Below are 24039 nucleotides of genomic sequence, written 5' to 3' on the forward strand. Positions count from 1 at the left end.
CCGCTCGGCGTGTCGCTCGAACGTGTGGTCGGACACCTGTGCGCGATGATCAGGGCATGACAGCGGTCCTCAGCACGGCGGCGGTGGTCGTGGCGCTCCTGCTCGCGGGCGCGCTGGTGTTCCTCTGGCGGCTCTACCAGGACAGCGTGCGGCGCACCGACGCCGCGCTGGCCGCGGTGCAGGCCGAACGGGAACGCGGCGACGCGCAGTGGGCGGCGCTGCAGCGCTACGAGGTGGCGTTCTCCTCGGTCAGCGGTCGCGGCGAGCTCGGCGAGAAGGTGCTGGTGGAGACGGCGCGGGTGCTCGGCCTGCGCGAGGGCATCCACTTCGACCTGCAGGTGGACGTGGCGGGCGGCGGTTCGGTGCGACCGGACCTGGTGCTCAACGTCGGCGGCGGGCGGCGGGTGCCCGTCGACGCGAAGATGAGCATGGCGACCTGGGCGGAGGCGGTGGAGACCGACAACGCGGCCGAGCGCGTCGACGCGCTGCGGGTGCACGTGCGCAACATCCGGTCGCGGGCCGCGGAGCTGGCGGGCAAGGGCTACCAGCGGTGGGCCGACGCCATCTACGGGACGATCATGTTCGTGCCGAACGACGGCGCGGTGGTCGCGGCCCTGGACACCGACCCGGAGCTGCTGCGCTGGCTGCTCGACCGGCGGGTGTTCCTGTGCGGGCCGACCGGGTTCGCGGTGATCGCGTCGGCGGCGATGTTCGCGGTGACCGACCGCGCGCTGGCCGACGACGTCGAGCAGGTCAGGGCGGCGGCGTCGCGGGCGCACCGGGCGGCGGACGGCGCCATCGACGCGGTGAACCTGTCGAGCACGCACCTGCAGCGGTTCCTGTCGGCGCGGCGGCGCGAGCTGGACGCGCTGGAGGGTTTCCGGGCCGCCGTGGAGCCGCTGAGCAACGCGTCGTCCGACGTCACACCCCTGCCGCTGGTGAGGCGGACGGACGAGGCCGGCCTCGGTGCACCCTTGGACGCCCGGGAGGCGTAATAGAGTGTGCCGGGACTGAGCCGAACGAGGAGTGTGCGTGACCGCTGCAATGCGTGACGACTCGCGCAGCGAGCCGGAGGACGACGAGTTCGCCGCCGTCCGCTGGAACGACCGCGCCATGTTCGGCAGCTTCCGGGGCCTGCCCTGGTGGGCGGCCGTGCTCATCGCCTTCGTGGTGGCCATCGTCGGCACGTTCGTCGACGTGAACTCGGCCGCGAAGACCGTGGGCTGGGTGTTCGCCGTCACGTTCTTCGTGGGCTGCGTCGGGGCGGTGGTGTTCGTCGAGCGGCGCTCGATGTTCGGCCCGATCGTCCAGCCGCCGCTGGTGCTGGCGATCGTGGTGCCCATCCTGGTGGTCGTGACGCAGGGCATGCCCAGCGGCGGGCTGGCGGCGATGGGCCTGGCGCTGGGCAAGCCGTTGATCGACGGGTTCCCGGCGATGGCGATCACCACCGCGTGCACGGTGATCATCGGCATCGTGCGGGTGAGCACCCAGAAGGACCCGAACCGGCTGACCAAGGACGAGATCCGCGAGGCCAAGCGCAAGCCGGACAAACCGCGCCGCTCGGACCGCGCCGACCGCCAGGACCGCGCGGACCGCGCCGACCGTCCCGCCCGCGCCGAGCAGCCCGACCCGGACGAGCGCCCGAAGAAGCGCCCCCGGGCCGACCGCTCCGCCGACGCGCCCGCCGACCGCCGCCGCCAGTCCCCGACGGCCGACGAGGACCGCCCCAAGCGCCCCCGCCCCCCGGCCCCCCCCCCCGGGCGCCCCCGCCCCCGCCGCCCCGCCCCGCCCCGCGAAGGCGGCCGCCCCCCGCGCCGCCCCCGTCCGCGCGACGAGGACTGACGCGTCAGGACTCGTGCGCCAGCAGCCACCGCTTCACGTCCGGACCCCAGCGGAAGTTGCCGATCGCGCCGCCCGTGCGGATCACCCGGTGGCACGGCACGAACAGCGTCGCCGCGTTGCGGGCGCACGCGGTGGCGGCGGCGCGGACGGCGGACGGCCGGCCCGCCAGCAGGGCGTAGTCGGCGTAGCTGACCGGTTTGCCCGCCGTGACGGTGCGCAGCGCCTCCCACGCCTGCTGCATGAACTCGCCCCCGCGCTGCCGGACCGGGACGTCGACGATCGCGTCCAGGTCGCCGGCGTGGTAGGCGCGGACGGCCTTGGTCACCGCGCCGAGGTCACGGCGGTGCGCCAGGGTCGTCGGGCGCAGTGACGGCGAGACCTGGGGCAGCAGCTCGTCCACGTCCGCGGTCCACCCGCTGGCCAGGACGGCGCCGTCCATGGCGACGACGGTGGTGAAAGGGCTGATCGGCGTGTCGACGGTCGACACGTGGCCGGTGCTCACGCGGTCCTCCTCAAGTGCATCGCGGCGTACGAGCGCCAAGGGCGCCACGCGATGTTGTCGCTGGTCAAAGGGATGTCAGGGGCACCGAGCACGCGCATCACCACGTACGAGGCGACCTTCGGGCCGATGCCCGGGAACGCCGACAGCTCGGCGTGCAGCTCGTCCGCGTCCCGGCCCACGTCGACCCGCAGCGTGCCGTCCGCCAACGCCCGCGCCACCGGCGAGTCGATCGCCGACGGCGCCGGGTACAGGTGCGTCACCGGGCCGTCGGGCTGCTCCAGCGGCTCGCCCGGCGCGTCGTGGCCGAGCGCTCTGAGCAGGGTCTCCGCGCCGTCGACGCTGCCCGGCAGCCGCACGCCCGGCCGGGCGACGACCGAGGGCCGCAACGCCGGGTCGGCGGACAGGAAGTCGTCCACGGCCACCGGGTCGGCGTCCAGGTCCAGCAGCCGCCGCACCCGGCTCACCGCGCTGCCCAGGTCGCGCAGGTCGGTCAACCGCAGCGAGCACGACACGTGCCCCGCCGCCGGCTCCAGCCGCACGGTCGCCTGCCCGTGCGGCAGGCGCAACGACCGCGCGTAGCACCGGTCCGTCACGTGCTCGACGCCCGCGATCGCGTGCGCCCGGAAGTACGCCAGCAGGCCCTCCGCGTCGAACGGCGGCCGGTACGGCAGGCGCAGCGTGATGCGGCCCGCCGCGCCCGACGCCGCACGGGTCGAGCGCATCGCCGAGGGCGTGGTCGCGAACACCGTCCGGATCGTGTCGTTGAACTGCCGCACGCTGGCGAAACCGGCCGCGAACGCGATGTCGGTGAACGACAGGTCGGTCGTCTCGATCAGCAACCTCGCCGAGTGCGCGCGGTGCGCGCGGGCCAGCGCCAGCGGACCGGCGCCCAGCTCGGCCCTCAGCACGCGGGTCAGGTGGCGTTCCGAGTAGCCCAGCTGCCCGGCGAGCCCCGGCACGCCCTCCCGCTCCACCACGCCGTCGGAGATCAGGCGCATGGCCCGGGCGGCCAGGTCGGCCCGCAGGTTCCACTCCGGCGAGCCGGGCACGGCGTCCGGCAGGCACCGCCGGCACGCCCGGTAGCCGGCGGACTGCGCCGCCGCCGCGGTCGGGTAGAACTCCGCGTTGCGGCGCTTCGGCGTCACGGCGGGGCAGGACGGCCGGCAGTAGATCCGGGTCGTGCGCACCGCGAGGATGAAGCACCCGTCGAAGCGGGCGTCGCGGGCGGCGACGGCCCGGTAGGCGCGTTCGTCGTCGAGGAGCATGGGGCCCACTCTGCCGGCGGCGGGACGTGGGGTCTCGCGGGAATCGGACATGGCGCCGGGGGCGCGTAGACTCACCCACCGTGAGTTTGACCCTCGGTATCGTCGGCCTGCCCAACGTCGGCAAGTCCACCCTGTTCAACGCCCTCACGCGCAACGACGTGCTGGCGGCGAACTACCCGTTCGCGACCATCGAGCCGAACGTCGGCGTGGTGCCGCTGCCGGATGCCCGCCTGGCGAAGCTGGCGGAGATCTTCGGCTCCGAGCGCGAGGTGCCGGCGGTGGTGTCGTTCGTCGACATCGCGGGCATCGTGAAGGGTGCGTCCGAAGGGGCGGGGCTGGGGAACAAGTTCCTCGCCAACATCCGCGAGGCCAACGCGATCTGCCAGGTCATCCGGGTCTTCGACGACTCCGACGTGATCCACGTCGACGGTCGCGTCGACGCCGCCGCCGACATCGAGACGATCAACACCGAGTTGATCCTCGCCGACCTCCAGACGCTGGAGAAGGCGATCCCGAGGTTGGAGAAGGAAGCCCGCACGCAGAAGGACCGGCGTCCCGCGCTGGAGGCGGCGCAGAAGGCGCGCGAGGTCCTCGACGGCGGGCGCACGCTGTTCGCCGCGCAGTCCGAAGTGGACGGTCCGCTGCTGCGCGAGCTGAGCCTGCTGACCGCGAAGCCATTCCTGTACGTGTTCAACGCCGACGAGGCCGTGCTCACCGACGAGGCGAAGCTCAAGGAGCTGCGCGAGCTGGTGGCGCCCGCGGACGCGGTGTTCCTCGACGCCAAGGTCGAGGCGGAGCTGCTGGAGCTGGACGAGGAGTCCGCGCGCGAGCTGCTGGAGTCGATCGGGCAGCACGAGCCGGGCCTGTACTCGCTGGCCCGGGCCGGTTTCCACACCCTCGGCCTGCAGACCTACCTGACGGCCGGCCCGAAGGAGTCGCGGGCCTGGACGATCCCGCAGGGCGCGACCGCGCCGCAGGCGGCCGGCGTGATCCACACGGACTTCGAGCGCGGCTTCATCAAGGCCGAGGTGGTCTCCTTCGCCGACCTGGTGGAAGCCGGCTCCATGGCCGCCGCCAAGTCCGCCGGCAAGGTCCGCATCGAGGGCAAGGACTACGTCATGGCCGACGGCGACGTGGTGGAGTTCCGCTTCAACGTCTGATCCCGAGCCTGGTCACCCCATCCGGGTGGTACGATATCTGGTACCACTCCGGACTGGGGGCGTTGCATCATGTCGATTACCGCGAGTGAGGCCCGCAAGGCTCTCTTCCCGCTGATCAAGCAGGTCAACGAAGACCACGAGGCCATCGAGATCGTCTCCAAGCACGGCAATGCCGTGCTCGTCTCGGCCGAGGACTACGCCGCGCTCCGTGAAGGCTCTTACCTCTTGCGCTCGCCCGCCAACGCGCGTCGCCTGCTCAAGGCCTACGAGAACGCTCTCGGCGGCGTCGGGCTCTCGGCGCGCGAGTTGATCGACTCTGAGGCCGCGGACGCGAAAGCCGGAGCCGAGTGAGGCTCGTCTTCGAAGAGCAGGGCTGGGAGGACTACACGTCCTGGCTCAAGAACGACCGCAAGATGCTCGCCCGGGTCAACAAGCTCATCGAGGACGCGCTCCGGGATCCGTTCACCGGGATCGGCAAACCCGAGCCGCTGAAGTACCACCTGCCCGGCGCTTGGTCGAGGCGGATCGATGACGAACACCGCCTCGTCTACCTGGTCGTCGACGACCAGGTCATCGTGCTCGCCGCTCGGTACCACTACTGACCGGCCGGACCGGACCCGAGGACTCCTCGCCGCGCGACCCGCTGGAGTTCCGCCGCGGCGGGTGATCACCGGGCGACCGGGTCGGCACAGGGCTCGGGGCGGTGCGCTCAGGTGAGCGCACCGCCCCGAGGTACTGTGCTCGTGCGTCAGCGCACCTGGTTGCGGCTGTGGCGGGCCAGGGCGAAGACGCCCCCCGCGGTGGCCAGCATGGCCAGGGCAGAGACGGTGAATACGACGATGTCGGTGGTCATGCGATTTTTCCCCTTGCGTTGATCTCCCACTCGTCTTGACGTCCGGGTACCCGGTTTCGTGGCCCGACAGTCGTGTAATTCACACGATCGTGGAGGTAGTTGCAGTGGGACTGCGTGCACTTGAAGGGCGGGTGCTCGCCTACGCGCCGTGGATCCTGGGCGCGTCCCTGCTCGGGCACCTGGCGATGGTCGCGTTCCAGGCGAAGATGACCATGGTGGACCTGATGGTCTACCGGAACGCCTCACCCGAGCTGTTCACCGGTCTGCTCTACGACTGGCGGCTCGAGGAGTTCTCCGACCAGTTCGCCCTGCCGTTCACCTACCCGCCGTTCTCGGCGCTCGTCTTCGTGCCGCTGTCGTGGGTGCCGTGGGGCCTGGCCCGCTGGCTCTGGCAGCTCGCCTGCCTGGCCTGCCTGTGGTTCGTCACCCGCAAGTCGTTGCAGCTCGTCGGCAGCAACGACCCGCGCCGGGCGATGCTGTGGACCGGTCTGTTCGTGTGGGTCGAGCCGGTCCGCACGACCCTGAACTACGGCCAGGTCAACCTGGTCCTGGCGGCCCTCCTGCTCGGCACGATGGTCAGCGCCCGGAGCTGGAAGCAGGGCGCGGGCGTCGGCATCGCGGCCGGGCTCAAGCTCACCCCCGCCATCTCCGGCCTGTACTTCCTGCTCAACCGCCGCTACCGGGCCGCCGCGTGGTCGGTCGTGGCGTTCTTCGGCACGGTCGGGCTCGGCTACCTGATCTCGCCGCGCCTGTCGGACGAGTACTGGTTCCACCTGCTCGGCGACGCGTCCCGGGTCGGCCCGGTCGGCTCGGCGATCAACCAGTCGCTGCGCGGCGCGCTGTCCCGCACGGTCGGGTACGACGTCGGGACCGGACCGATCTTCCTCGGCGCGGTCGCGGTCGCGGTCGTGCTGACCGGGTTCGCGCTGCACGCGTCGCTCAAGGCCGAGGACGCGTTGGCGATGATCGTGTCCGTCCAGTTCCTCGGCCTGCTGGTCTCGCCGATCTCGTGGAGCCACCACTGGGTGTGGGCGGTGCCCGCGCTGATGTGGTTGATCTACTCGGCGAAGCACCGGCTGGCCACCGTCACGGCCGTCGCGTGGATCCTGGCGATCGGCAGCTACCTGATCTCGTTCCTGCTCAAGGCGCAGCCGTCGATCTGGATCATCCCGCGCCCCTGGTACCACTCGGCGCTGGGCTGGGTCTACCCGGCGGTGGGCGTGCTCACCCTGGTCACCGTCGCGGTGGTGCTGCGGCGGCGCGCGGCGCGGTCACGTGAAGAGGTCGAGCACCCCGTCGATCTCCTCCGCGAGTGACACGTCCAGCGCGGTGATCCCGCCGCCGGCGTGCGTCGTGCAGCGGAAGGTCAGCGTGCGCCAGCGGATGTCGATGTCGGGGTGGTGGTCGTCGTTCTCCGCGATCTCGGCCACCCGGTTCACGACCTGGAGGGCCCGGGCGAAGCTCTCCAGCTCCACCGTGCGCACCAGCGCGGCGTCCTTCGCCTGCCACGAAGGCAACGAAGTCAGCGCGGCGGTCACCTGGTCGTCGGTCAGCAGCTCGGCCATGGGCCTGATCGTCCCACCGCGCGGGGTAAGCTGCGCGTTCGCCACGGGAGTCCGGTGCTGCGCCGGGCTGAGAGGAAGGCGCGCGAGCCTTCGACCGTCCACACCTGATCCGGGTCATGCCGGTGTAGGGAGAGATGATGTTCCGACGAGTGCTGCCCGCCGTGACCGCGTTCGCGCTGCTCACGGCCTGTTCGGTGACCACGTCCGACGCGCCGGCGCCGGGGGAGCGGGTCGTCACGCTGGTGACGCACGACTCGTTCGCCCTCAGCCCGGAGCTGCTGGAGAAGTTCAAGGCCGACACCGGCATCACCATCAAGCCTCTGGCCAGTGGTGACGCGGGTGAGGTGACGAACAAGCTGGTGCTGACCAAGGACGCCCCGATCGGCGACGTCGCCTTCGGCGTGGACTCCACGTTCGCCTCCCGCGCCCTGAAGGAGGGGGTGTTCGCCGAGTACGCGAGCCCCGAGGCGCAGCAGGGCGCGCAGCGCTACCAGCTCGACCCGCCGAACCGGCTGCACGCCGTCGACGTCGGCGACGTGTGCCTGAACATCGACGTCGCGGCGTTCAAGGACATCGGCGAGCCGAAGCAGTACGCCGACCTGGCCGACCCGAAGTACAAGGACATGCTGGTGGTCGAGGACCCGGCGACGTCCTCTCCGGGCCTGGCGTTCCTGCTCGGCACCATCGCCACGTTCGGCGAGCGGAACTGGACGAACTACTGGGGTCAGCTCAAGGCCAACGGCGTGAAGGTCGTCAGCGGGTGGGAAGAGGCCTACACGCAGGACTTCTCCGGCTCCAGCGGCAAGGGGCCGCGGCCCGTCGTGGTGTCCTACGCGTCGTCGCCGTCGGCGGAGATCGGTGACGACGGCACGCCGCGCACCAAGGCGCTGCTGGACACCTGCTACCGCCAGGTCGAGTACGCGGGCGTGCTGAACGGCGCCAAGAACCGCGAGGACGCCGAGAAGGTCGTGGACTTCCTGCTCGGCGAGCAGGTGCAGGCCGACGTGCCGGGCCAGATGTACGTCTACCCGTCACGCGAGGGCGTCACCCTGCCGGAGGCGTGGACGAAGGCCGCGCCGCTGCCCGCCTCCGCACGGTCGCTGCCCGCCGCCGAGGTCGACGCGAACCGCGAGCAGTGGGTGCAGCAGTGGCGCACGCTGGTCCAAGGCTGAGCCCACGCCCGACCACCCGCCTGAGCCCGCGGTCGGCCTGGGCGCTCGCCGCGCTCCTGCCCCTGGCGTTCCTGGGCGTGTTCTTCGCGTGGCCGGTGCTGGCGATCGTCGGGCTCGGCCTGGGCGAGGGTGGCGTGCTGCCGGTCCTGGCCCGCGCCGACACGTGGGACCTGGTCGGGTTCACCCTCGGCCAGGCCGCCGCGGCGACGGCGCTGGCGCTGGTCGCGGGACTGCCGGTGGCGTTCCTGCTGGCCCGGTGCCGGGTGCGGGGCGCCGGGCTGGTCCGCGCGGCGGTCATGGTGCCGTTCGTGCTGCCGACCGTGGTGGTGGGGCTCGCGTTCCGGGCGCTGTGGCCCGACGGTGGCGTGCTGCCGATCGTGCTGGCCAACGCGTTCTTCAACGTCGCCGTGGTCGCCCGCACGGTCGGCGGCCTGTGGGCGCGGGTCGACCGGCGGGCCGAGGACGCGGCACGGGCCCTGGGCGCGTCGCGCTCACGGGCGTTCACCTCCGTCGTGCTGCCGTCGTTGGCGCCCGCGATCGGGTCGGCGGCGTCGGTGGTGTTCCTGTTCTGCGCCACCAGCTTCGGCGTGGTGCTGGTGCTCGGCGGCGCGCGTCACCGCACGCTGGAGACCGAGATCTACCTGCGCACGGTGGAGCTGTTCGACCTGTCGGGCGCCGCCGCGCTGTCGTTGGTCCAGTTCGTCGCCGTGATCGCGGTGCTGGTGGTCGGCGCCCTGGCCCGGCGCAAGCGCGAGAAGTCCCTGTCGCTGCGGGTCGAGCCGCCCCGCCGGCCCACCGGCGGCGAGTGGGGCGTGGTCGTCGCGGCGTGGCTGGTGGTGGCGGCGCTGCTGGTGCCGGTGGTGGGGCTGATCGCCAGGTCGCTGGCCGCGGACGACGGCTGGAGCTTCGCCGGGTACGCGGCGCTGGCGGGCACGGGGGAGCGCGGCACGTTGGCGGTGTCCGGGCTGGACGCGGCGCTGAACTCGGTGCGCACGGCCACCGACGCCACGCTGGTGGCGCTGCTGGTCGGCGTGACGTCCGCGGTCGTGCTCGTGGGGTTGCGGCGGCACGGGTCGTGGTTCGCGGAGACCCTGGACACCGCGCTGATGCTGCCGCTGGGCGTGTCGGCCGTGACGCTCGGCTTCGGCTACCTGGTCACCATGGACGCGCTGCCCGGCGACTTCCGCACGTCACCGCTGCTGGTGCCGTTGGCGCAGGCGCTGGTGGTGACGCCGTTGATCGTGCGGATCGTGCTGCCGGTGCTGCGCGCGGTCGACGAGCGGCTGAGGCAGGCGGCGGCGACGTTGGGCGCGAGCCCGTGGCGGGTGTGGCGCGAGGTGGACCTCCCGCTGGCGTCGCGGTCGCTGCTGGCGGCGGCCGGGTTCGGGTTCGTGGTGGCGTTGGGCGAGTTCGGCGCGACGAGCTTCCTGGCCCGGCCGGACGCGCCGACGCTGCCGGTGGTGATCGCGCGGCTGATGTCGCGGCCGGGCGAGCTGAACAGCCAGATGGCTTACGCGGCGTGCGCGTTGCTGATGGTGGTGACCACGGCGGCCGTGCTGGTGATCGAGCGGTTGCGGGTGCCGAGCGGCGGGGAGTTCTGATGTCGTTGCGGGTCGACGGGGTGAGCGTGGCCTACGGGCCGGTGACCGCGGTGTCGGAGGTGGACCTGGCCATCGGGGACGGCGAGGTGGTGGCGCTGCTCGGGCCGTCCGGGTGCGGCAAGTCGACGTTGCTGCGGGCGGTGGCCGGGTTGGAGCCGCCGGCCGCCGGGACCGTGTCGTGGGACGGCGTCGACCTGGCGGGCACGCCCGTGCACCGGCGGGGTTTCGGGTTGGTGTTCCAGGACGGCCAGCTGTTCCCGCACCGGGACGTGGCGGGCAACGTGGCGTTCGGGCTGCGGATGCGCCGGGTGGAGCGGGAGGCGCGGGAGAAGCGGGTGGCCGCCCTGCTGGACCTGGTCGGCCTGTCGGGTTACGCCGATCGCCGGGTGACCGAGCTGTCCGGCGGCGAGCAGCAGCGGGTGGCCCTGGCCCGTGCCCTCGCGCCGCGACCCAAGCTGCTGCTGCTGGACGAGCCGCTCTCCGCGCTGGACCGGGCGTTGCGGGAGCAGTTGGCGGTGGACCTGGCGCGCCTGCTGCGGGAGACGGGCGCGACCGCGCTGGTGGTGACGCACGACCACGACGAGGCGTTCACCCTGGCCGACCGCGTGGCGGTGATGCGGGCGGGCCGGATCGTGCAGGTCGGCGAGCCGTCCTCGGTGTGGCGGCGCCCCGCCGACGTCGAGACCGCGCGGTTCCTGGGCTGCGGCAAGGTCCTCCCGCCCGAGGACGCCGAGCGCCTGGTGGGCGTGGCCGCGCGGGTCGGCCTGCGGGCCACGGCCCTGCGCGTCGACCCGGCCGGCCCGATCGGGGCAGAGGTCCTGGAACGCGTCCACCGCCGCGACCACGTGCGCCTGCTCGTGCGGCTGGAGGGCGAGGACTTCGAGGCGGTCGCCCCGGTCGCCGCACCACCGTCGCCGGGCGACCGCGTCACCCTGTCCGTGGACCTCGACGGGGTCGCCGTCATCGGCTGAGGTCGAGCACGTACTCCACGTCCCCGTGTTCGGCGCCCTCGATGTGCTCGGGCCAGTCCTCGTGGAACGTCCGCACGTGCCGCAGCCCGACCTTCTCCAGCACCCGCCGCGACCCGGTGTTCACCGTCATCGCGTACGCCACGATCCGCGTCAACCCGGCCGCACGCCCGTGCTCCACCAGCGCCGCCGCGCCCTCGGTCGCGTAGCCGCGCCCCCAGTGGTCGGGGTGCAGCCGGTACCCCAGCTCGGCCACACCCCTGTCCACCGGGCTCAGCTCGAACCACCCGATGAAGTCCCCCGACTCCTTCAGGTGCGCGGCCCACCAGCCGCCGCCGAGCAGCCTCGGCAGCACGACCCGCTCCACGTCGGCCCGCGGCACCGGCTTGCCGTCTTCGACGTACCGCATCACCCGCGGCTCGCCGAGCAACCGCACCACGGCGTCCACATCGGACTCGACGAACTCGCGCAACACCAACCGCTCGGTCTCCACCGGGCTAATTGTCCTTGGTCGCCAACCGCATCGCCGCCAGCGACAGGCCGATCAGGACGTAGCACCCCGCCAACGCCGTGCTCCGCCACAACCCCTCGGTCGGCAACGGGTCGCGCATCACGTCGGTCAAGCCCTCCCACGCGGACGTGATGAGGTACGGGTGCAGCCAGTCCAACGCGCTGAAGACGCCCAGCACCGCGAACACGATCACACCGGCCATCGTCGCCGCCATCACCACCAACGGGTGCTCGGTGCACGCCGAGATCGCCATCGCGATCGCCGCCACACCCCACACCTGCACGGTGACCAGCAGGATCGTCAACGCGATCCGCCCGAGCGCCGCGCCGAACGACAGCGTGGACCCCGACAGCGTGAGCATCCCCTCGCCGCCGAACAGCACCACGCCGGTGATCGCGCCGACGAACGCGATCAGCGTCACCGCGACCAACGTCATCGTGGCCACGCCGAACGCCTTGATCCCCAGCAGCCGCAGCCGGCCCACCGGCGAGATCATCAGCCCGCGCAACGTGCCGTGCTGCGCCTCGCCCGCCAACCCGTCGGCCGCCCAGATCGCGCCGACCAGCGGCAGCAGCAGCGGCAGCGCCAAGAACAGCGTGAACACCGGCAGCACCAGCCCGTTGCCCGCGATGATGGCGGCCAGACCCGGCCCGGCGGGACCGTCGCCGTCCACCGCGAACCACAGCCCGATCCCGGCCAGGACCGGCACCAGGCACAGCGACGCCAGCCCGATCACCGTCCGCGGCCGGCGCACGATCCAGCGCAGCTCCGAGCGCAGTTGCCTGCCCAGCGGAGCGCGCGTGGCGACCAGCGCGCTCATCGGGCCCCCTCCTCGATCGTGTCCACGGCGGACAGGTTGTGCTCGGACTCCTCGGCCTCGGTGAGCCGGGCGAACAGGTCCTCCAGACCGGTGCGGTGGCGACGCGCCTCGTGCACCTCGACCCCGGCGTCCACCAGCGTCCGCACCACCACGGGCGCGGTCGTGCCCATCAGCTCGACCCGCACCCCCTCGGTGGCCTCATCGCCGGCTCCGCCGGCGGAGATCGGGCGCGCCGAGATCCGACCGGCGCGCAACGCGTTCAGCGCGTCGTCCACGTCCGGCGTGACGACCAGCAGCGAACTGCTGTCCGCGTGCAGCAGCTCGGCCAGTTCCCCTTGCGCCACCACGGTTCCCCGGTGCAGCACGGCCACGTGCGTGCACGTCGCCTCGATCTCGCTGAGCAGGTGCGACGACACGACGACCGTGCTGCCCGCCTCGTGCAGGTCCGCGATCACCTTGCGCACCTCGCGGGTGCCCGCCGGGTCCAGGCCGTTGGTCGGCTCGTCCAGCACGATCAGCTTCCGCTTCACCAGCAGCGCCGAGGCCAGCCCCAGCCGCTGCTTCATGCCCAGCGAGTACCCCCGGTAGCGCCGGTGCGCGGCGGCGCCGAGGCCGACCCGCTCCAGCGCGTCCTCGACGGCCTGCCTGATGTCGCCCGAGGCGAGCAGCGGCTCGAAGGCCGCCGCCCGCCGCAGGTTCTCCCGACCCGACAGGAACGGGTGGAACCCCGGACCCTCGACCAGCGCGCCCACGTGCGGCAACGCCTGGGCGACGCCGTCGGGCAACGCCTTGCCCAGCAGCTCGACCTCGCCCTCGGTCGGCCGCACCAGTCCGAGCAGCATGCGGATCGTGGTGGTCTTGCCCGACCCGTTGGGGCCGAGCATCCCGAGCACCGCCCCCTGCGGCACGTCGAGGTCCACCCTGTCCACCGCGACCGTGCGCCCGTACACCTTGCGCAGCCCCCGCGTCCGGGCCGCGAGGACCGGGGTGGAGCCGGTGCTCACCGGCTCCACCCGCGCGCTGGTCGAGGTGGTCACTTGACCTGGCCGATCGCGTCCACGAGCACCTGCTCCGGCACCGCGCCCGCGGCCACCCGGCCGTCGTCGGCGATCAGCACGCCACCGACCCGCGTGGTGATGAGCGTGCCCGAGCCCCAGTCGCCGCTGACCTGCTTGCCCAGCTGCTTGAGCAGGCCCTGCACGTCGACGTCCGCGTCCCGGCCGTCCTCCTGCCAACGCCCCGGGCGCTCACCCTGCCGGCCCTGCTCGCCCTGCCGGTCCGCCAGCCCGGCCAAGGCGCCTGCCGGCACGCGCGCGGCCAGCACGGTGTCCCAGCCCTCGCCGATGACCTGCGGGTTCGCCTCGGTGAACGCCTGCTCGGCGGCGGCCTTGTCCTCGGCCGACGGCTCGTCGGCGTTCGGCTCGGTCACCTTCGCCCCGGCGGGCGGGGTGAACGCGAACAGCGACGCGTCCTGCGGGCCGACGGTCAGCTCGGAGAACCCGACCTGCACGGCGGGCGCGTCCGTGCCGTTGGTCAGCACGGCCACGCGCAGCGGCATCCGCAGCTCCGAGTCGACCGCGACGCGCACCTCGCGCAGCACCGTCTTCTCGGTCGGCTTCGGCGTCAGCACCAGCTCGTACACCGGCCGGTTCGCCACCCGCGCGGTGCCGTCGACGGTGACGTCGCTGTACTCCTGGATCGCCGCGACCACCTGGCGCGACAACGTCACCGGGTCCGTCGGCAGGGCCTGCTGCCCGTCCGGCTCGCCCTGCCCGACGCCGAGCCCCGGCTTGGTCCGCTCGAACGACCCGTGCGGCATCTTGCCGACGGTCTGCTCGGCCGAGTTCCACAGCCACGCCGTCTGCCCGTCGTCGACGAACGTGCGCTCGGAGTCGCCGCCGGGCAGCTGCACCCGCAGCTTGCCCTGCCCGTCGGTCCAGATCCGCAGGTTGCTGGCGCCGTCCGAGGCCTGCGGCACGCCCGCGATGGCCGGGATGCCCAGGTCGTTGTCCACGTCCACGGTGCCGCCGAACGCGGCCGGCTTCGCCTGCAGCACGGACTCGACCAGCGCCTCGGCGCTCACGTCCGGCAGCACCGGCGCGGGACCGGCGCCGGCGGGCATCGCGAGCAGCCCCAGCCCGGCCGCGCCGGCGACCACGCCCACCGCCGCCGCCACGACGGTCACCTTTCTCCGGTTCATGTCCCCTCCTCTGCCGGGCAGCCCCTTGCGACCCGACAACCCAGACACTCCTCCGCGAGCCCTGAGACCGGGCTGAGAGCGGTCCGGACGCTGAGAGCGCACTGAGACTCCTGCCCCGATTGTCCTCCTCACGGGGCATGCTGGGGACGTGAGACCACGGGTGCTGGTTGTGGACGACGAGATCGGCGTGCGCCGCGCGTTGGAACGCGGGCTGTCCGCGGAGGGCATGGAAGTGGTGACCGCCGCCGACGGCCCCAACGCCCTGCGCGTGGCGTTGACCGGCGCGTTCGACGTGGTGCTGCTGGACATCATGCTGCCCGGCCTGTCGGGCTACCGGGTGTTGCAGCGGATGCGCGCCGAAGGGGTGCGCACGCCCGTGCTGATGGTGTCCGCCAAGGACGGCGAGGTCGACCAGGCCGACGGGCTCGACCTCGGCGCCGACGGCTACCTGGTCAAGCCGTTCTCGTTCGTGGTGCTCGTGGCGCAGGTCCGGGCGTTGCTCCGGCGCAACTCCACCGACCTGGCGCGGCGCCGGCTCAAGCTCGGCGAGCTGGTGGTGGACCGCGCCCTGCGCGAGGTGAGCTGGGCCGGCGAGCCGGTCTCGCTGTCGCCGCGCGAGTACGCCGTGCTCGACGTGCTGGCCAGCCGGGCCGGCTCGGTCGTGACGAAGGACGAGCTGCTGCGCACCGTGTGGGGCGACGAGCAGGCCGCCACCCGCAACGCGGTCGAGGTGTACGTCGGCTACCTGCGGCGCAAGCTCGACGCGATGGGCGCGGGCGAGGTCGTGCGCACCGTGCGCGGCCACGGCTACCTGGCGTCCACGCCCGACCTCGACGCGGCGCTGGGTTCGGCGGGGACCAGGCGCAGGTGAGCCCGCGCCGGTGGTGGCCGCCGCGCCGCTGGTGGCTGCGGCGCACCCTGCGGTTCCGGATCACCGTCGTGGCGACCGGAGTGGCCCTGCTGTGCCTGCTCGCGTTCACCCTCCTGGCACCCCAGCTGATCGGGTTCGTGCAGGTCAACGCAGTGGACCGGGAGCTGTCCAAGGCGGAGGACGCCCGCGTGCTCGACACCGCCGGCAACCCCCTGGACGGCGGGCCGAAGCCCGACCTGACCGCGGCCGAGATCCGCGCGCTCAAGTCCGGCGAACCCGTGCTGCGGATCGACGGCCCCAGCGCGCACCGGTGGGTCGGCCGGGTCCAGTTCGCCGCGGACGGCACACCCCGGCTGCACGTCGCCGGCGACACGCTCGTCGGCTACCGCGAGGCGAACCAGCTCGGCACCCGGTGGCTCGCGGTGGCCGCCGTGCTGGTCGCGGGCCTCGTCGGGATCGCCACGTGGCTGGCCGTGCGGTCGTCGCTGCGCCCCGTGGAGCGGATGCGGGTGGCCGCGGCGGAACTGCCGCGCGGGCAACGCCTGCCCGTGCCGGCCGCGCGGGACGAGCTGCAAGCCCTGGCGGAGGCGCTGAACGCCCTGCTGGCCCGACGCGACGAAGCCACCGAACGGCTGCGCCGGTTCACCGGCGACGCCGCGCACGAACTGCGCTCGCCCGTGACGTCCGTGCGGGCGCAGGCCGAGGTGGCGGTGGCGCACCCCGACCCGGACTTCTCCATCGAAGTGCTCGAATCGGTGGTCGAGGAATCCGTGCGGCTGTCCGCCCTGGTGGACGCGCTGCTGATCCTGGCGCGCGCCGACACCGGCGAACTGCCGCGCGCCGAACCCGTCGACCTCGTGCTGCAGGCGCAGGCCGCCGTCGACCGGCTGGGGGAGACGGAGCTGCTGGTGCAGCTGGCCGCGCCCATGAGCGCGTGCCTGATCTCCGCCGCGGGCGCCGAGGTCGAGCTGGTGCTGGACAACCTGCTGCGCAACGCCGCCCGGTACGCCCGGACGTTCATCCGGATCTCCGTGCTGCCGGCCGCGCGCGAGGTGCGGCTGCTCGTGGACGACGACGGGCACGGCATCCCCGAAGAGCACCGGGAGAAGGTGTTCGACCGCTTCTACCGGGTCGAGTCGGACCGGGGACGGGCCACCGGCGGGTTCGGGCTGGGCCTCGCGCTCGTCGCGCACCTCGTGCGGCGGCGGCGGGGGACGATCCGGGCGGGCGAGTCGCCGGAGGGCGGCGCCCGGCTGGAGGTGCGCTGGCCGCTCTACCGGTGACCGCGCCTCTGACAGGATGGGCGACCGTGCCCGAGCTGAGAACCACCACCCTCGTCGACGCGCCGTTGCGGACCGTCGCCGCCGCGCTGCTCGACGCGCGACTGCTGGCCCGTGCCGTGCGGGGATTGGGCGTGCGGATCACCGGCGGGGCGCCGGTGCTGCACGTGGGTGCCTCACTGGCCGGGTCCGTGGGTCCGGTGACCGGGACGCTGGTCGTGACGCGGGCCGACACCACCGGCGTGTCGGCGGAGCTGGTCGGCGGGCCGTTGCCGAAGTTCACGCTGGTCACGGACCTGCTGCACACCGGCGGCGGCACGATGGTGGTCGACTCGGTCGAGTGGTCGAGCCCCGGCGGGCCGTTCGGCCGGCTGGCGGACGTCCTCGTGGGCCGCGGCCTGGCCCTGAAAGTGCTGCAAGCGCGTGCCGCCGCGGTGGCCGCGCGCAGCACCGAGCTGTTGAGGGCGCGCGTGGTGGTAGGTGCCGCGATCGTCCACGACGGCCGCCTCCTGGCCCAGCAGCGCAGCTACCCGCCCGAGGCCGCCGGCAAGTGGGAGCTCCCGGGTGGGCGCGTGGAGCCGGACGAGACCGACCACGCCGCCGTGGTCCGCGAGTGCGCGGAGGAACTGGGCGTGACCGTCACCCCCGGTGACCGGATCGGCCCGGACGTCCCCCTGCGCCCCGACCTCCTGCTCCGCGCCTACGCCGCGACCCTGACCTCGGGCACCCCGGCCCCCACCGACCACCAGGCGATCCGCTGGCTGACCTCCGCCACCCTCGACTCCGTCGACTGGCTGCCCGCCGACCGCGTCCTCCTCCCCGCCCTCCGCCCCCTCCTCCCCTGACCCCGAGAGTCCAACCCCCACCCCGCGCGAGTCCAACGTTCACGTCACGCGTGTCCTACGTTCAGAACACCCGAGTTGAACGCTCAGCGCAGTGGATCTAGTGCTGAACGTTCAACTCGGGGTGCCTGAACGTAGGACACACGCCTTCCGAACGTAGGACACGCGCGTTCTGGAGGTAGGACTCACGCGGCGTGGAGGTTGGACTCTCGCGCGGGGTGGAGGTCAGCCCAGGCCGGACATGCGCAGGGCGGCGTCGAGGCGGTGGCGGCACCGCTCACGCGAGCGTTCCGCGCCGTACGCCCGCGCCCGGTCCAGCTCGGCCGGGTCGTCGAGCAGCCCCTGCGTCACCTCGCGCACGGGACGCAGCTCCTCGACCACCGCGTCCGCCGCGGCTTCCTTCAACTCCGAGTAGTCCTTCACCGAACCCGCCAGCTCCGCCGGGTCCTTCCGGGTGCACGCCGCCAGGATCTCCAGCAGGTTGGCCACGCCCGGCTGCTCCTCCGGCGCGTAACGCACCTCACCCCGGTCGTCGGTCACCGCACGCCGGATCTTGCGCCGCACCAGGTCCGGCGGGTCGAGCACGAACACGGTGCCCGCCGCGTCCTTCGCCGTCTTCGCCATCTTCCGCGACGGATCGGCCAGGTCGCGCACCCGCGCCGCGGTCGGCGGCACCACGGACCGGGGCATGGTGAACACCTCGCCGTAAGTGCCGTTGAACCGCCGCGCCAGCACCCGCGCCAGCTCCACGTGCTGCCGCTGGTCGTCGCCGACGGGCACCTCGTGCGCGCCCTGCAGCAGGATGTCGGCCGCCATCAGCACCGGGTACGTGAGCAGGCTCAACCGGACCGACGACCGGCCCGCCGACTTCTCCTTGAACTGGATCATCCGGGCCGCCTCGCCGTAGGTGCAGGTGCACTCCAGCACCCACGTCAGCGCGCCGAGCTCGCGGACCAGGTCGGACTGCACGGCCACCGACCGCGGGTCGACGCCGGCGGCGATGAGCACCGCCAGCTGCTCCCGGGTCAGCGACCGCAGTCGTGACGGGTTGTGCGACGTCGTCATCGCGTGCAGGTCGCTGATGAAGTAGACGTCCTCCTCGGTGCCCTCGGCGGCCCACCGCCGGATCGCGCCGAGGTAGTTGCCGAGCTGGACGGGGCCGGACGGGGTGATCGCGGACAGCCTGATCATGGTGATCCCTTCGGGGTCTGCCCGCTCGACCCGACCCCCGAAAGCACGAAGGCCGCCCCAGCGGGCGGCCTGCGTTCGTCTGACGCGCAGTTCTCAGGGCCGCCTGAAGGCGGACCACCAGAACGGGTAAAGAGTGCGCACAACCGCGATTCTAGCGTGTAACCCCCCTGTGTCGGGGGTCTACATTTCTCCTATGTACGTCGTGCTGCTGGAGTACACCGCACCGCTGGACGAGGTCGACTACGCCCTCCCGGACCACGTGGAGTGGCTGAGGAAGCAGTACGAGGCCGGGTACTTCCTGGCCTCGGGCCGGCAGGTGCCCCGCGTGGGCGGCGTGATCATCGCGCGGCCGATGGCGCGCGGGAAGCTGGACGCGCTGCTGGCCACCGACCCGTTCGCGGTCGGCAAGCTGGCGAAGTACCAGGTGGTGGAGTTCCAGGCCACCCGGACCGCGCCCGAGCTGGCCGGGATCAACGAGGCGGTGGTGGGCTAGCCCGCGGGCGGCCCCGTCCCACCCGGCGTCGGCCGGGCGGCGGCCCTCACGCGGCCGGCTTCAGGTCGCCCTTCTTCCCGCTCTTCTTCCCGGCCTTCTTGCCCCGTTCCCGCTCCTTCCGCGCCTTGCGCTCCTGCTTGGCCGCCATCTTCGCGGCCTTCTCCCGAGCCTTGAGCAGCACCACGACCGGACAGCTCTTGCACCTCGGTGTGGAACGGCAGCACTTCTTCTTCACCTTGACCTTGCCCACGCGGCGTGCTCCACTCATCCGGGTGTCCTCAGAGTAGGTGAGGCTGACCTCACCTGCCGTCCGTGTGTGGTAAGGGCACTCCGCCCGGTAAGCTGTACTGAGGCTGCGCGCGATCCAACGTCCGGCGCCTGGCTTCCCTCGCACAAACAGCTCTAGGAGTTCCGCGTGCCCACGGCCACCGCGTCGATCAAGGAAACGCTGGTCCGCAACGACCTGCGCAACGTCGCGATCGTCGCGCACGTTGACCACGGCAAGACGACCCTCGTCGACGCCATGCTCCGCCAGTCCGGGGCCTTCTCCGAACGTGCCGAGCTCGTCGACCGGGTCATGGACTCGGGCGAGCTGGAGCGTGAGAAGGGCATCACGATCCTGGCCAAGAACACCGCCGTGCGCCGCCACACGCCCGACGGTCCCGTCACCATCAACGTGGTCGACACCCCGGGTCACGCCGACTTCGGCGGCGAGGTCGAACGCGGCCTCTCCATGGTCGACGGCGTCGTGCTGCTCATCGACGCCTCCGAGGGCCCGCTGCCGCAGACCCGGTTCGTGCTGCGCAAGACCCTGGCCGCCGGCCTGCCGGTGATCCTGGTGGTGAACAAGGTCGACCGCCCCGACGCCCGGATCTCCGAGGTCGTCGAGGAAGCTCACGACCTGCTGCTCGACCTGGCCAGCGAGGTCGGCGCCGACGACTCGGTGCTCGACCTGCCGGTCGTCTACGCCTCGGCGCGCGCCGGCCGGGCGTCGCTCAACCAGCCCGAGGACGGCGGCCTGCCCGACGAGGAGAACCTCGACGTGCTGTTCGAGGTCCTGTTCAAGCACATCCCGGCCCCGCTGGGCGACTCCGACGCGCCGCTGCGCGCGCTGGTGACCAACCTCGACGCGTCGTCGTTCCTCGGCCGCATCGCGCTGTGCCGGATCGAGGCGGGCACCATCCGCAAGGGCGAGACGGTGGCCTGGTGCCGTGAGGACGGCACGATCCAGAAGGTCCGCATCACCGAGCTGCTGATCACCGAGGCGCTCGACCGCGTGCCCGCCGAGTCGGCGAAGGCCGGTGACCTGGTCGCCATCGCCGGCATCCCGGACATCACCATCGGCGACACGCTCGCCGACGTGGACAACCCCGAGCCGCTCCCGCGGATCACCGTGGACGAGCCCGCGATCTCGATGACGATCGGCGTCAACACCTCGCCGCTGGCGGGTCGCGGCGGCGGCACCAAGCTGACCGCGCGGGTGCTCAAGGCCCGGTTGGACTCGGAGCTGGTCGGCAACGTGTCGGTGCGCGTGCTGCCCACCGAGCGGCCGGACACGTGGGAGGTGCAGGGCCGCGGTGAGCTGGCGCTGGCCATCCTCGTCGAGCAGATGAAGCGCGAAGGCTTCGAGCTGACCGTCGGCAAGCCGCAGGTGGTCACCAAGACCGTCGACGGCAAGCTGCACGAGCCGTTCGAGCGGCTGACGATCGACGCGCCCGAGGAGCACCTGGGCGCCATCACCCAGCTGCTGGCCAACCGCAAGGGCCGGATGGAGAACATGTCCGGCCACGGTTCCGGGCGGATCAAGCTGGAGTACGTCGTGCCGTCGCGCGGCCTCATCGGCTTCCGCACCGAGTTCCTCACCGAGACTCGCGGCACCGGCATCGCGAACGCGGTGTCCGAGGGCTACGCCCCGTGGGCCGGCGAGATCCGGACCAGGCACAACGGCTCCCTCGTCGCCGACCGGTCGGGCCAGATCACCGCGTACGCGATGATCCAGCTGGCGGACCGGGGCACGTTCTTCGTCGAGCCCGGCGCCGAGGCGTACGAGGGCATGGTCGTCGGCGAGAACCCGCGCGCGGAGGACCTGGACGTCAACGTCTGCCGTGAGAAGAAGCTGACGAACATGCGCACGTCGACGGCCGACGTGATGGAGACCCTGGCCCGGCCGCGGAAGCTGTCGCTGGAGGAGGCGCTCGAGTTCTGCGCCGCCGACGAGTGCGTCGAGGTCGCGCCGGAGGTCGTGCGGGTGCGCAAGGTGATCCTGGACGCCAACCAGCGCGGCCGTGAGCGCAGCCGCAACAAGTTGCGGGGCTGACCTCCGCTCCTTATATATAGGGTCTGTCCGACGGGCACCCCCGGCTTCGGCCGGGGGTGCCCGTCGGTTTACCGCCCCCTCCGCCCGTGACCACCGCACACGATCGGGTGAACATAGGCCGAAAATGTACGGTAACCCTGTTACCGTCCCTCGGTTGGAACATGAGGAAACCGACCGACCGCCCCGCCGCCGACCACCCCCCGATCCCCACCACCTCCCACACCCACCGGCCACCGCCCCTCCCGCCTGCCACCTCCACAGCCCGCCCGCCACCTGCCCGCACCGGGCCCCCGGCCCCACGCGGGCCGCCCCGCCCCCACGCCCGCGCCCCGGCCACGCGCCTGGCCGCACGCCGCGCCCCCACTCGCGCCCGCGCCGCCGGCCCGCGCCCGTGCGCCCCGGCCCCCGCGCCCGCACGCCTGGCCCCCGCCCCCGCCCGCGCGCCCGCGCGCCGCGCGGCTGGCCTCGCGCCCGCGCCCGCCGGCCCAGCCGCCGTGCGCGCCCTCCCCACCTGCGCGTCGGCTCCGCGCCCACCCGTCCAGCCGCCGCCCGGAGCTCGCCGGCCCCGGCTGTCGCACTCGGTGGCCCCTGCCCGCCCCGCACGATCGCCGGGCCGGGGCTGCCGTTGACGCCGGACCGATCGCCGATCCCGGCCGCGGCGCCGGCGACGCGTCCGGCGACGTCGACCGACGCGCCCGGCGTGCGAATGCCACCGGGGCGTGTCGCGTGGGCAGTGGTGGGGTTGGGAGTCAACTGTCAGCGTCGTCTGGCACGCTCGTACCCATGGGGACGCGGAGGGTTCTTGCGGTGGTGGCTGCGCTCGCGCTGGTCGGAGCGGGTTGCACGGCCGCGCCGCCGTTGCCCCTCGTGCCGTCGACGCCCGGGGTGACGGTCGTGCCGAAGGAGAAGCAGAACGAGGTCGTCGTCGGCGTGGACGACGTCAAGGGCGGCTACAACCCGCACACGCTGGCCGGTCAGAGCAGCGTCACGACGGCGCTGTCCGCGCTGCTCCTGCCCTCGACCTTCCGGACCGACGCGGACGGCAGCCCGAAGCTCGACCTGGACCTCGTGGTGAGCGCCGAGGTGACCAGCGCGGACCCCTACACGGTGACGTACACGTTGCGGCGGGATGCCAGCTGGTCGGACTCGGCGCCCATCGCGGCGGAGGACTTCGTCTACCTGTGGCAGCGGATGCGGGAGGAGCCCGGGGTGGTCGACCCCGCCGGGTACCGGCTCATCGACGACATCGCCAGCCGGGAGGGCGGCAAGGTCGTCGAGGTCGTGTTCGACAAGCCCTACCCCGGTTGGCGCAGCCTGTTCCGCAACCTCCTGCCCGCCCACCTGCTGAAAGACGCCCCCGGGGGGTGGGGCGCGGCCCTCGCGGACAGCTTCCCGGCGACCGCGGGGCCGTTCGCGGTCCGCACGCTCGACCAGCCGCGCGGCGAGATCATCCTCGAGCGCAGCGACCGCTTCTGGGAGGCGCCGCCCGCGCTCGACCGGGTGATCCTGCGCCGCGCGAACCAGCACGACACGATCGAGGCGCTGAACACCGGTGACGACCAGGTCGCCCTCATCCACGCGGACGCGATCGCGGTCAAGGACATCGACGAGCTGGCCAAGACCACGTCGCTCGCCAGCGTGGTCGTGCCCCGCGCGGAGGTCGTCCAGCTGCTCTTCCGGCCCGCCTCGCCGCGCATGCAGGACCTGCGCGTGCGCACCGCCGTGATGAACCTGCTCGACCGCGACGACCTGATCGCCACCGGCACCCGCAGCGGACCCAGCGCGGGCCTCCGCGCGGACGCCCAGGTGATCCCGCCGAGCAAGCCCGGCCACCTCCCGACGATGCCCGCCAAGGCCGGTGACCCGGCGCTACTGCTCACTGAGGCGGGTTACACCCGACCGGAGGGCGGGCAGTGGTTGAGGGACGGCAAGCCGTTCGAGTTGACCATCGCCGCACCCGCCGGGATCGAGCCGTACGTGACCGTCGCGAACCGCGTCCAGCGTCAACTGTCATTGTCCGGAATCGCCGCACGCGTCCTGACAACGCCGCCCAATCAGTTGTTCGGCCAAGATCTGTCGGATACCGCCCCTTCCAATGAGCCGGTCGACATTGCCGTCGTGCCACAGGTCGACACCGGCGATTCCGCGGCCGTTCTGGCTTCCACATTCGGGTGCCGTCCGTCACCCGAGGACGGCGGTACACCCTTTCCGGCGAATCTGTCCGGTTTCTGCGACCAGGCGGTCCAGCCGGTGATCGACCAGGCCCTCAGCGGCCAGGTGCTGCTCGCCGACGCCCTCCGGACCATCGAGCCGATCCTCTGGCAGCAGGCCGTCTCGCTGCCGTTGTTCCAGGTAGCGGACCTGCTGGTGGTCCTACCGGAGGCGGAGAACGTCTCCGCCGGTGCTCCGTTCGCCGGTCCGCTGAGCACCGCGCGCTCCTGGCGGCGCGTGGAACGTTGACCGTTGACCCGGACGAAACACTGGCTTCAAGATGCGTTCGCGGTGCAGTATTGACAGTATTCTCGTCGTCCGGTTAACGAACGCTCCCGCCCGGTAACGACGGAGTCGCATGCTGCGACCAACGTG

The 24039-nt window shown here is 72.6% G+C and carries 24 protein-coding genes; 15 read left to right on the forward strand and 9 right to left on the reverse strand.

Annotated features, from left to right (window positions below; all coding sequences use genetic code 11):
• Positions 1-56 precede the first annotated feature (56 nt).
• Together IOD16_RS01050 and IOD16_RS01055 are read left to right on the forward strand one after the other, a co-directional pair.
• Entirely contained in the window at positions 57-995 is a 939-nt protein-coding gene (locus IOD16_RS01050; RefSeq protein WP_201438546.1) for a DNA recombination protein RmuC, read from the forward strand.
• Positions 996-1032: 37 nt separating this feature from the next.
• The gene (locus IOD16_RS01055) at positions 1033-1842 is read left to right on the forward strand and encodes a DUF6542 domain-containing protein (RefSeq protein WP_236594670.1); all 810 of its coding nucleotides are present in this window, start codon (positions 1033-1035) and stop codon (positions 1840-1842) included.
• Between the two features lie 4 nt (positions 1843-1846).
• Here IOD16_RS01055 and IOD16_RS01060 read toward each other — a convergent pair whose 3' ends face one another.
• Both IOD16_RS01060 and IOD16_RS01065 read right to left on the reverse strand, forming a co-directional pair.
• Positions 1847-2344: a methylated-DNA--[protein]-cysteine S-methyltransferase gene (locus IOD16_RS01060; RefSeq protein ID WP_236594671.1), complete on the reverse strand. Its 498-nt coding sequence runs from the start codon at positions 2342-2344 to the stop codon at positions 1847-1849.
• Positions 2341-3609 (reverse strand): AlkA N-terminal domain-containing protein, encoded by a 1269-nt coding sequence (locus tag IOD16_RS01065; RefSeq protein ID WP_201438547.1) that lies wholly within the window; start codon positions 3607-3609, stop codon positions 2341-2343. Before IOD16_RS01065 ends, IOD16_RS01060 begins: the two co-directional genes overlap by 4 nt.
• Positions 3610-3689: 80 nt before the next feature.
• Between IOD16_RS01065 and ychF the strand changes: the two genes are divergently transcribed.
• From ychF to IOD16_RS01085, 4 genes are all read left to right on the forward strand, one after another.
• On the forward strand, positions 3690-4769 hold the full coding sequence (ychF, locus tag IOD16_RS01070; RefSeq protein ID WP_123744098.1) for a redox-regulated ATPase YchF: 1080 nt from the start codon (positions 3690-3692) through the stop codon (positions 4767-4769).
• Positions 4770-4838: 69 nt separating this feature from the next.
• Positions 4839-5120 (forward strand): type II toxin-antitoxin system Phd/YefM family antitoxin, encoded by a 282-nt coding sequence (locus tag IOD16_RS01075; RefSeq protein WP_201438548.1) that lies wholly within the window; start codon positions 4839-4841, stop codon positions 5118-5120.
• A complete protein-coding gene (locus IOD16_RS01080; protein WP_201438549.1) occupies positions 5117-5371 on the forward strand; it encodes a Txe/YoeB family addiction module toxin in 255 nt (84 codons plus the stop codon). The genes IOD16_RS01075 and IOD16_RS01080 overlap by 4 nt, the downstream gene beginning before the upstream one ends.
• A gap of 355 nt (positions 5372-5726) precedes the next feature.
• Positions 5727-6938 carry a mannosyltransferase gene (locus IOD16_RS01085; protein WP_201438550.1) on the forward strand — a complete coding sequence of 404 codons (1212 nt, stop codon included), beginning with the start codon at positions 5727-5729 and terminating at the stop codon, positions 6936-6938.
• Here the strand turns inward: IOD16_RS01085 and IOD16_RS01090 are convergent.
• Positions 6894-7187, reverse strand: a complete 294-nt coding sequence (locus IOD16_RS01090) for a 4a-hydroxytetrahydrobiopterin dehydratase (protein WP_201438551.1) — start codon at positions 7185-7187, stop codon at positions 6894-6896. The genes IOD16_RS01085 and IOD16_RS01090 overlap by 45 nt on opposite strands.
• Before the next feature lie 137 nt (positions 7188-7324).
• Here IOD16_RS01090 and IOD16_RS01095 point away from each other — a divergent pair, with 137 nt between their 5' ends.
• The 3 genes from IOD16_RS01095 to IOD16_RS01105 are packed head-to-tail and all read left to right on the forward strand — an operon-like array spanning position 7325 to position 10931.
• Positions 7325-8359 (forward strand): thiamine ABC transporter substrate-binding protein, encoded by a 1035-nt coding sequence (locus IOD16_RS01095; RefSeq protein ID WP_201441133.1) that lies wholly within the window; start codon positions 7325-7327, stop codon positions 8357-8359.
• A 20-nt stretch (positions 8360-8379) separates the two neighbouring features.
• Positions 8380-9960 carry an ABC transporter permease gene (locus IOD16_RS01100; RefSeq protein WP_442978108.1) on the forward strand — a complete coding sequence of 527 codons (1581 nt, stop codon included), beginning with the start codon at positions 8380-8382 and terminating at the stop codon, positions 9958-9960.
• A complete protein-coding gene (locus IOD16_RS01105) occupies positions 9960-10931 on the forward strand; it encodes an ABC transporter ATP-binding protein (RefSeq protein ID WP_201438553.1) in 972 nt (323 codons plus the stop codon). The genes IOD16_RS01100 and IOD16_RS01105 overlap by 1 nt, the downstream gene beginning before the upstream one ends.
• On the opposite strand, the gene IOD16_RS01110 is transcribed toward IOD16_RS01105, so the two are convergent.
• The 4 genes from IOD16_RS01110 to IOD16_RS01125 are packed head-to-tail and all read right to left on the reverse strand — an operon-like array spanning position 10921 to position 14459.
• Positions 10921-11421 (reverse strand): GNAT family N-acetyltransferase, encoded by a 501-nt coding sequence (locus tag IOD16_RS01110; RefSeq protein WP_236594672.1) that lies wholly within the window; start codon positions 11419-11421, stop codon positions 10921-10923. The two genes, IOD16_RS01105 and IOD16_RS01110, sit on opposite strands and share 11 nt — an antisense overlap.
• A 4-nt stretch (positions 11422-11425) precedes the next feature.
• Entirely contained in the window at positions 11426-12259 is an 834-nt protein-coding gene (locus tag IOD16_RS01115) for an ABC transporter permease (RefSeq protein ID WP_123744091.1), read from the reverse strand.
• Positions 12256-13296 (reverse strand): ABC transporter ATP-binding protein, encoded by a 1041-nt coding sequence (locus tag IOD16_RS01120; RefSeq protein ID WP_201438554.1) that lies wholly within the window; start codon positions 13294-13296, stop codon positions 12256-12258. Before IOD16_RS01120 ends, IOD16_RS01115 begins: the two co-directional genes overlap by 4 nt.
• Positions 13293-14459 carry a LolA family protein gene (locus IOD16_RS01125; RefSeq protein WP_201438555.1) on the reverse strand — a complete coding sequence of 389 codons (1167 nt, stop codon included), beginning with the start codon at positions 14457-14459 and terminating at the stop codon, positions 13293-13295. The genes IOD16_RS01120 and IOD16_RS01125 overlap by 4 nt, the downstream gene beginning before the upstream one ends.
• A gap of 148 nt (positions 14460-14607) precedes the next feature.
• Here IOD16_RS01125 and IOD16_RS01130 point away from each other — a divergent pair, with 148 nt between their 5' ends.
• From IOD16_RS01130 to IOD16_RS39870, 3 genes are read left to right on the forward strand one after another with little or no spacing between them, the layout of a single operon-like run.
• A complete protein-coding gene (locus tag IOD16_RS01130) occupies positions 14608-15330 on the forward strand; it encodes a response regulator transcription factor (protein WP_201438556.1) in 723 nt (240 codons plus the stop codon).
• The gene (locus tag IOD16_RS01135) at positions 15327-16613 is read left to right on the forward strand and encodes a sensor histidine kinase (protein ID WP_123744087.1); all 1287 of its coding nucleotides are present in this window, start codon (positions 15327-15329) and stop codon (positions 16611-16613) included. Before IOD16_RS01130 ends, IOD16_RS01135 begins: the two co-directional genes overlap by 4 nt.
• Before the next feature lie 26 nt (positions 16614-16639).
• Positions 16640-17455: an NUDIX domain-containing protein gene (locus tag IOD16_RS39870; RefSeq protein WP_236594673.1), complete on the forward strand. Its 816-nt coding sequence runs from the start codon at positions 16640-16642 to the stop codon at positions 17453-17455.
• Positions 17456-17677: 222 nt separating this feature from the next.
• Here IOD16_RS39870 and trpS read toward each other — a convergent pair whose 3' ends face one another.
• Positions 17678-18643, reverse strand: a complete 966-nt coding sequence (gene trpS, locus IOD16_RS01145) for a tryptophan--tRNA ligase (RefSeq protein ID WP_201438557.1) — start codon at positions 18641-18643, stop codon at positions 17678-17680.
• Between the two features lie 193 nt (positions 18644-18836).
• Here trpS and IOD16_RS01150 point away from each other — a divergent pair, with 193 nt between their 5' ends.
• Positions 18837-19136, forward strand: coding sequence for a YciI family protein (locus IOD16_RS01150; protein ID WP_123744085.1), 300 nt, complete (start codon positions 18837-18839; stop codon positions 19134-19136).
• 46 nt (positions 19137-19182) lie between these two features.
• Here IOD16_RS01150 and IOD16_RS01155 read toward each other — a convergent pair whose 3' ends face one another.
• A complete protein-coding gene (locus tag IOD16_RS01155) occupies positions 19183-19404 on the reverse strand; it encodes a hypothetical protein (protein WP_201438558.1) in 222 nt (73 codons plus the stop codon).
• 147 nt (positions 19405-19551) lie between these two features.
• On the opposite strand from IOD16_RS01155, the gene typA reads away from it, so the two are divergent.
• Both typA and IOD16_RS01165 read left to right on the forward strand, forming a co-directional pair.
• Positions 19552-21453 (forward strand): translational GTPase TypA, encoded by a 1902-nt coding sequence (typA, locus tag IOD16_RS01160; protein ID WP_123744083.1) that lies wholly within the window; start codon positions 19552-19554, stop codon positions 21451-21453.
• A gap of 726 nt (positions 21454-22179) precedes the next feature.
• Positions 22180-23913, forward strand: a complete 1734-nt coding sequence (locus IOD16_RS01165; protein ID WP_328809405.1) for an ABC transporter family substrate-binding protein — start codon at positions 22180-22182, stop codon at positions 23911-23913.
• Positions 23914-24039 lie beyond the last annotated feature (126 nt).

This window comes from Saccharothrix sp. 6-C (assembly GCF_016695385.1).
Taxonomy (GTDB): domain Bacteria; phylum Actinomycetota; class Actinomycetes; order Mycobacteriales; family Pseudonocardiaceae; genus Actinosynnema; species Actinosynnema texasense.

Excerpts from the sequence above, each read along its gene's own strand:
- IOD16_RS01125 (WP_201438555.1), bottom strand. The coding sequence starts at position 14,459 with ATGAACCGGAGAAAGGTGACCGTCGTGGCGGCGGCGGTGGGCGTGGTC.
- IOD16_RS01075 (WP_201438548.1), top strand. The coding sequence starts at position 4,839 with ATGTCGATTACCGCGAGTGAGGCCCGCAAGGCTCTCTTCCCGCTGATC.
- IOD16_RS01050 (WP_201438546.1), top strand. The coding sequence starts at position 57 with ATGACAGCGGTCCTCAGCACGGCGGCGGTGGTCGTGGCGCTCCTGCTC.
- IOD16_RS01065 (WP_201438547.1), bottom strand. The coding sequence starts at position 3,609 with ATGCTCCTCGACGACGAACGCGCCTACCGGGCCGTCGCCGCCCGCGAC.
- IOD16_RS01155 (WP_201438558.1), bottom strand. The coding sequence starts at position 19,404 with ATGAGTGGAGCACGCCGCGTGGGCAAGGTCAAGGTGAAGAAGAAGTGC.
- trpS (WP_201438557.1), bottom strand. The coding sequence starts at position 18,643 with ATGATCAGGCTGTCCGCGATCACCCCGTCCGGCCCCGTCCAGCTCGGC.
- IOD16_RS01105 (WP_201438553.1), top strand. The coding sequence starts at position 9,960 with ATGTCGTTGCGGGTCGACGGGGTGAGCGTGGCCTACGGGCCGGTGACC.
- IOD16_RS01090 (WP_201438551.1), bottom strand. The coding sequence starts at position 7,187 with ATGGCCGAGCTGCTGACCGACGACCAGGTGACCGCCGCGCTGACTTCG.
- IOD16_RS01115 (WP_123744091.1), bottom strand. The coding sequence starts at position 12,259 with ATGAGCGCGCTGGTCGCCACGCGCGCTCCGCTGGGCAGGCAACTGCGC.
- IOD16_RS01150 (WP_123744085.1), top strand. The coding sequence starts at position 18,837 with ATGTACGTCGTGCTGCTGGAGTACACCGCACCGCTGGACGAGGTCGAC.
- IOD16_RS01095 (WP_201441133.1), top strand. The coding sequence starts at position 7,325 with ATGTTCCGACGAGTGCTGCCCGCCGTGACCGCGTTCGCGCTGCTCACG.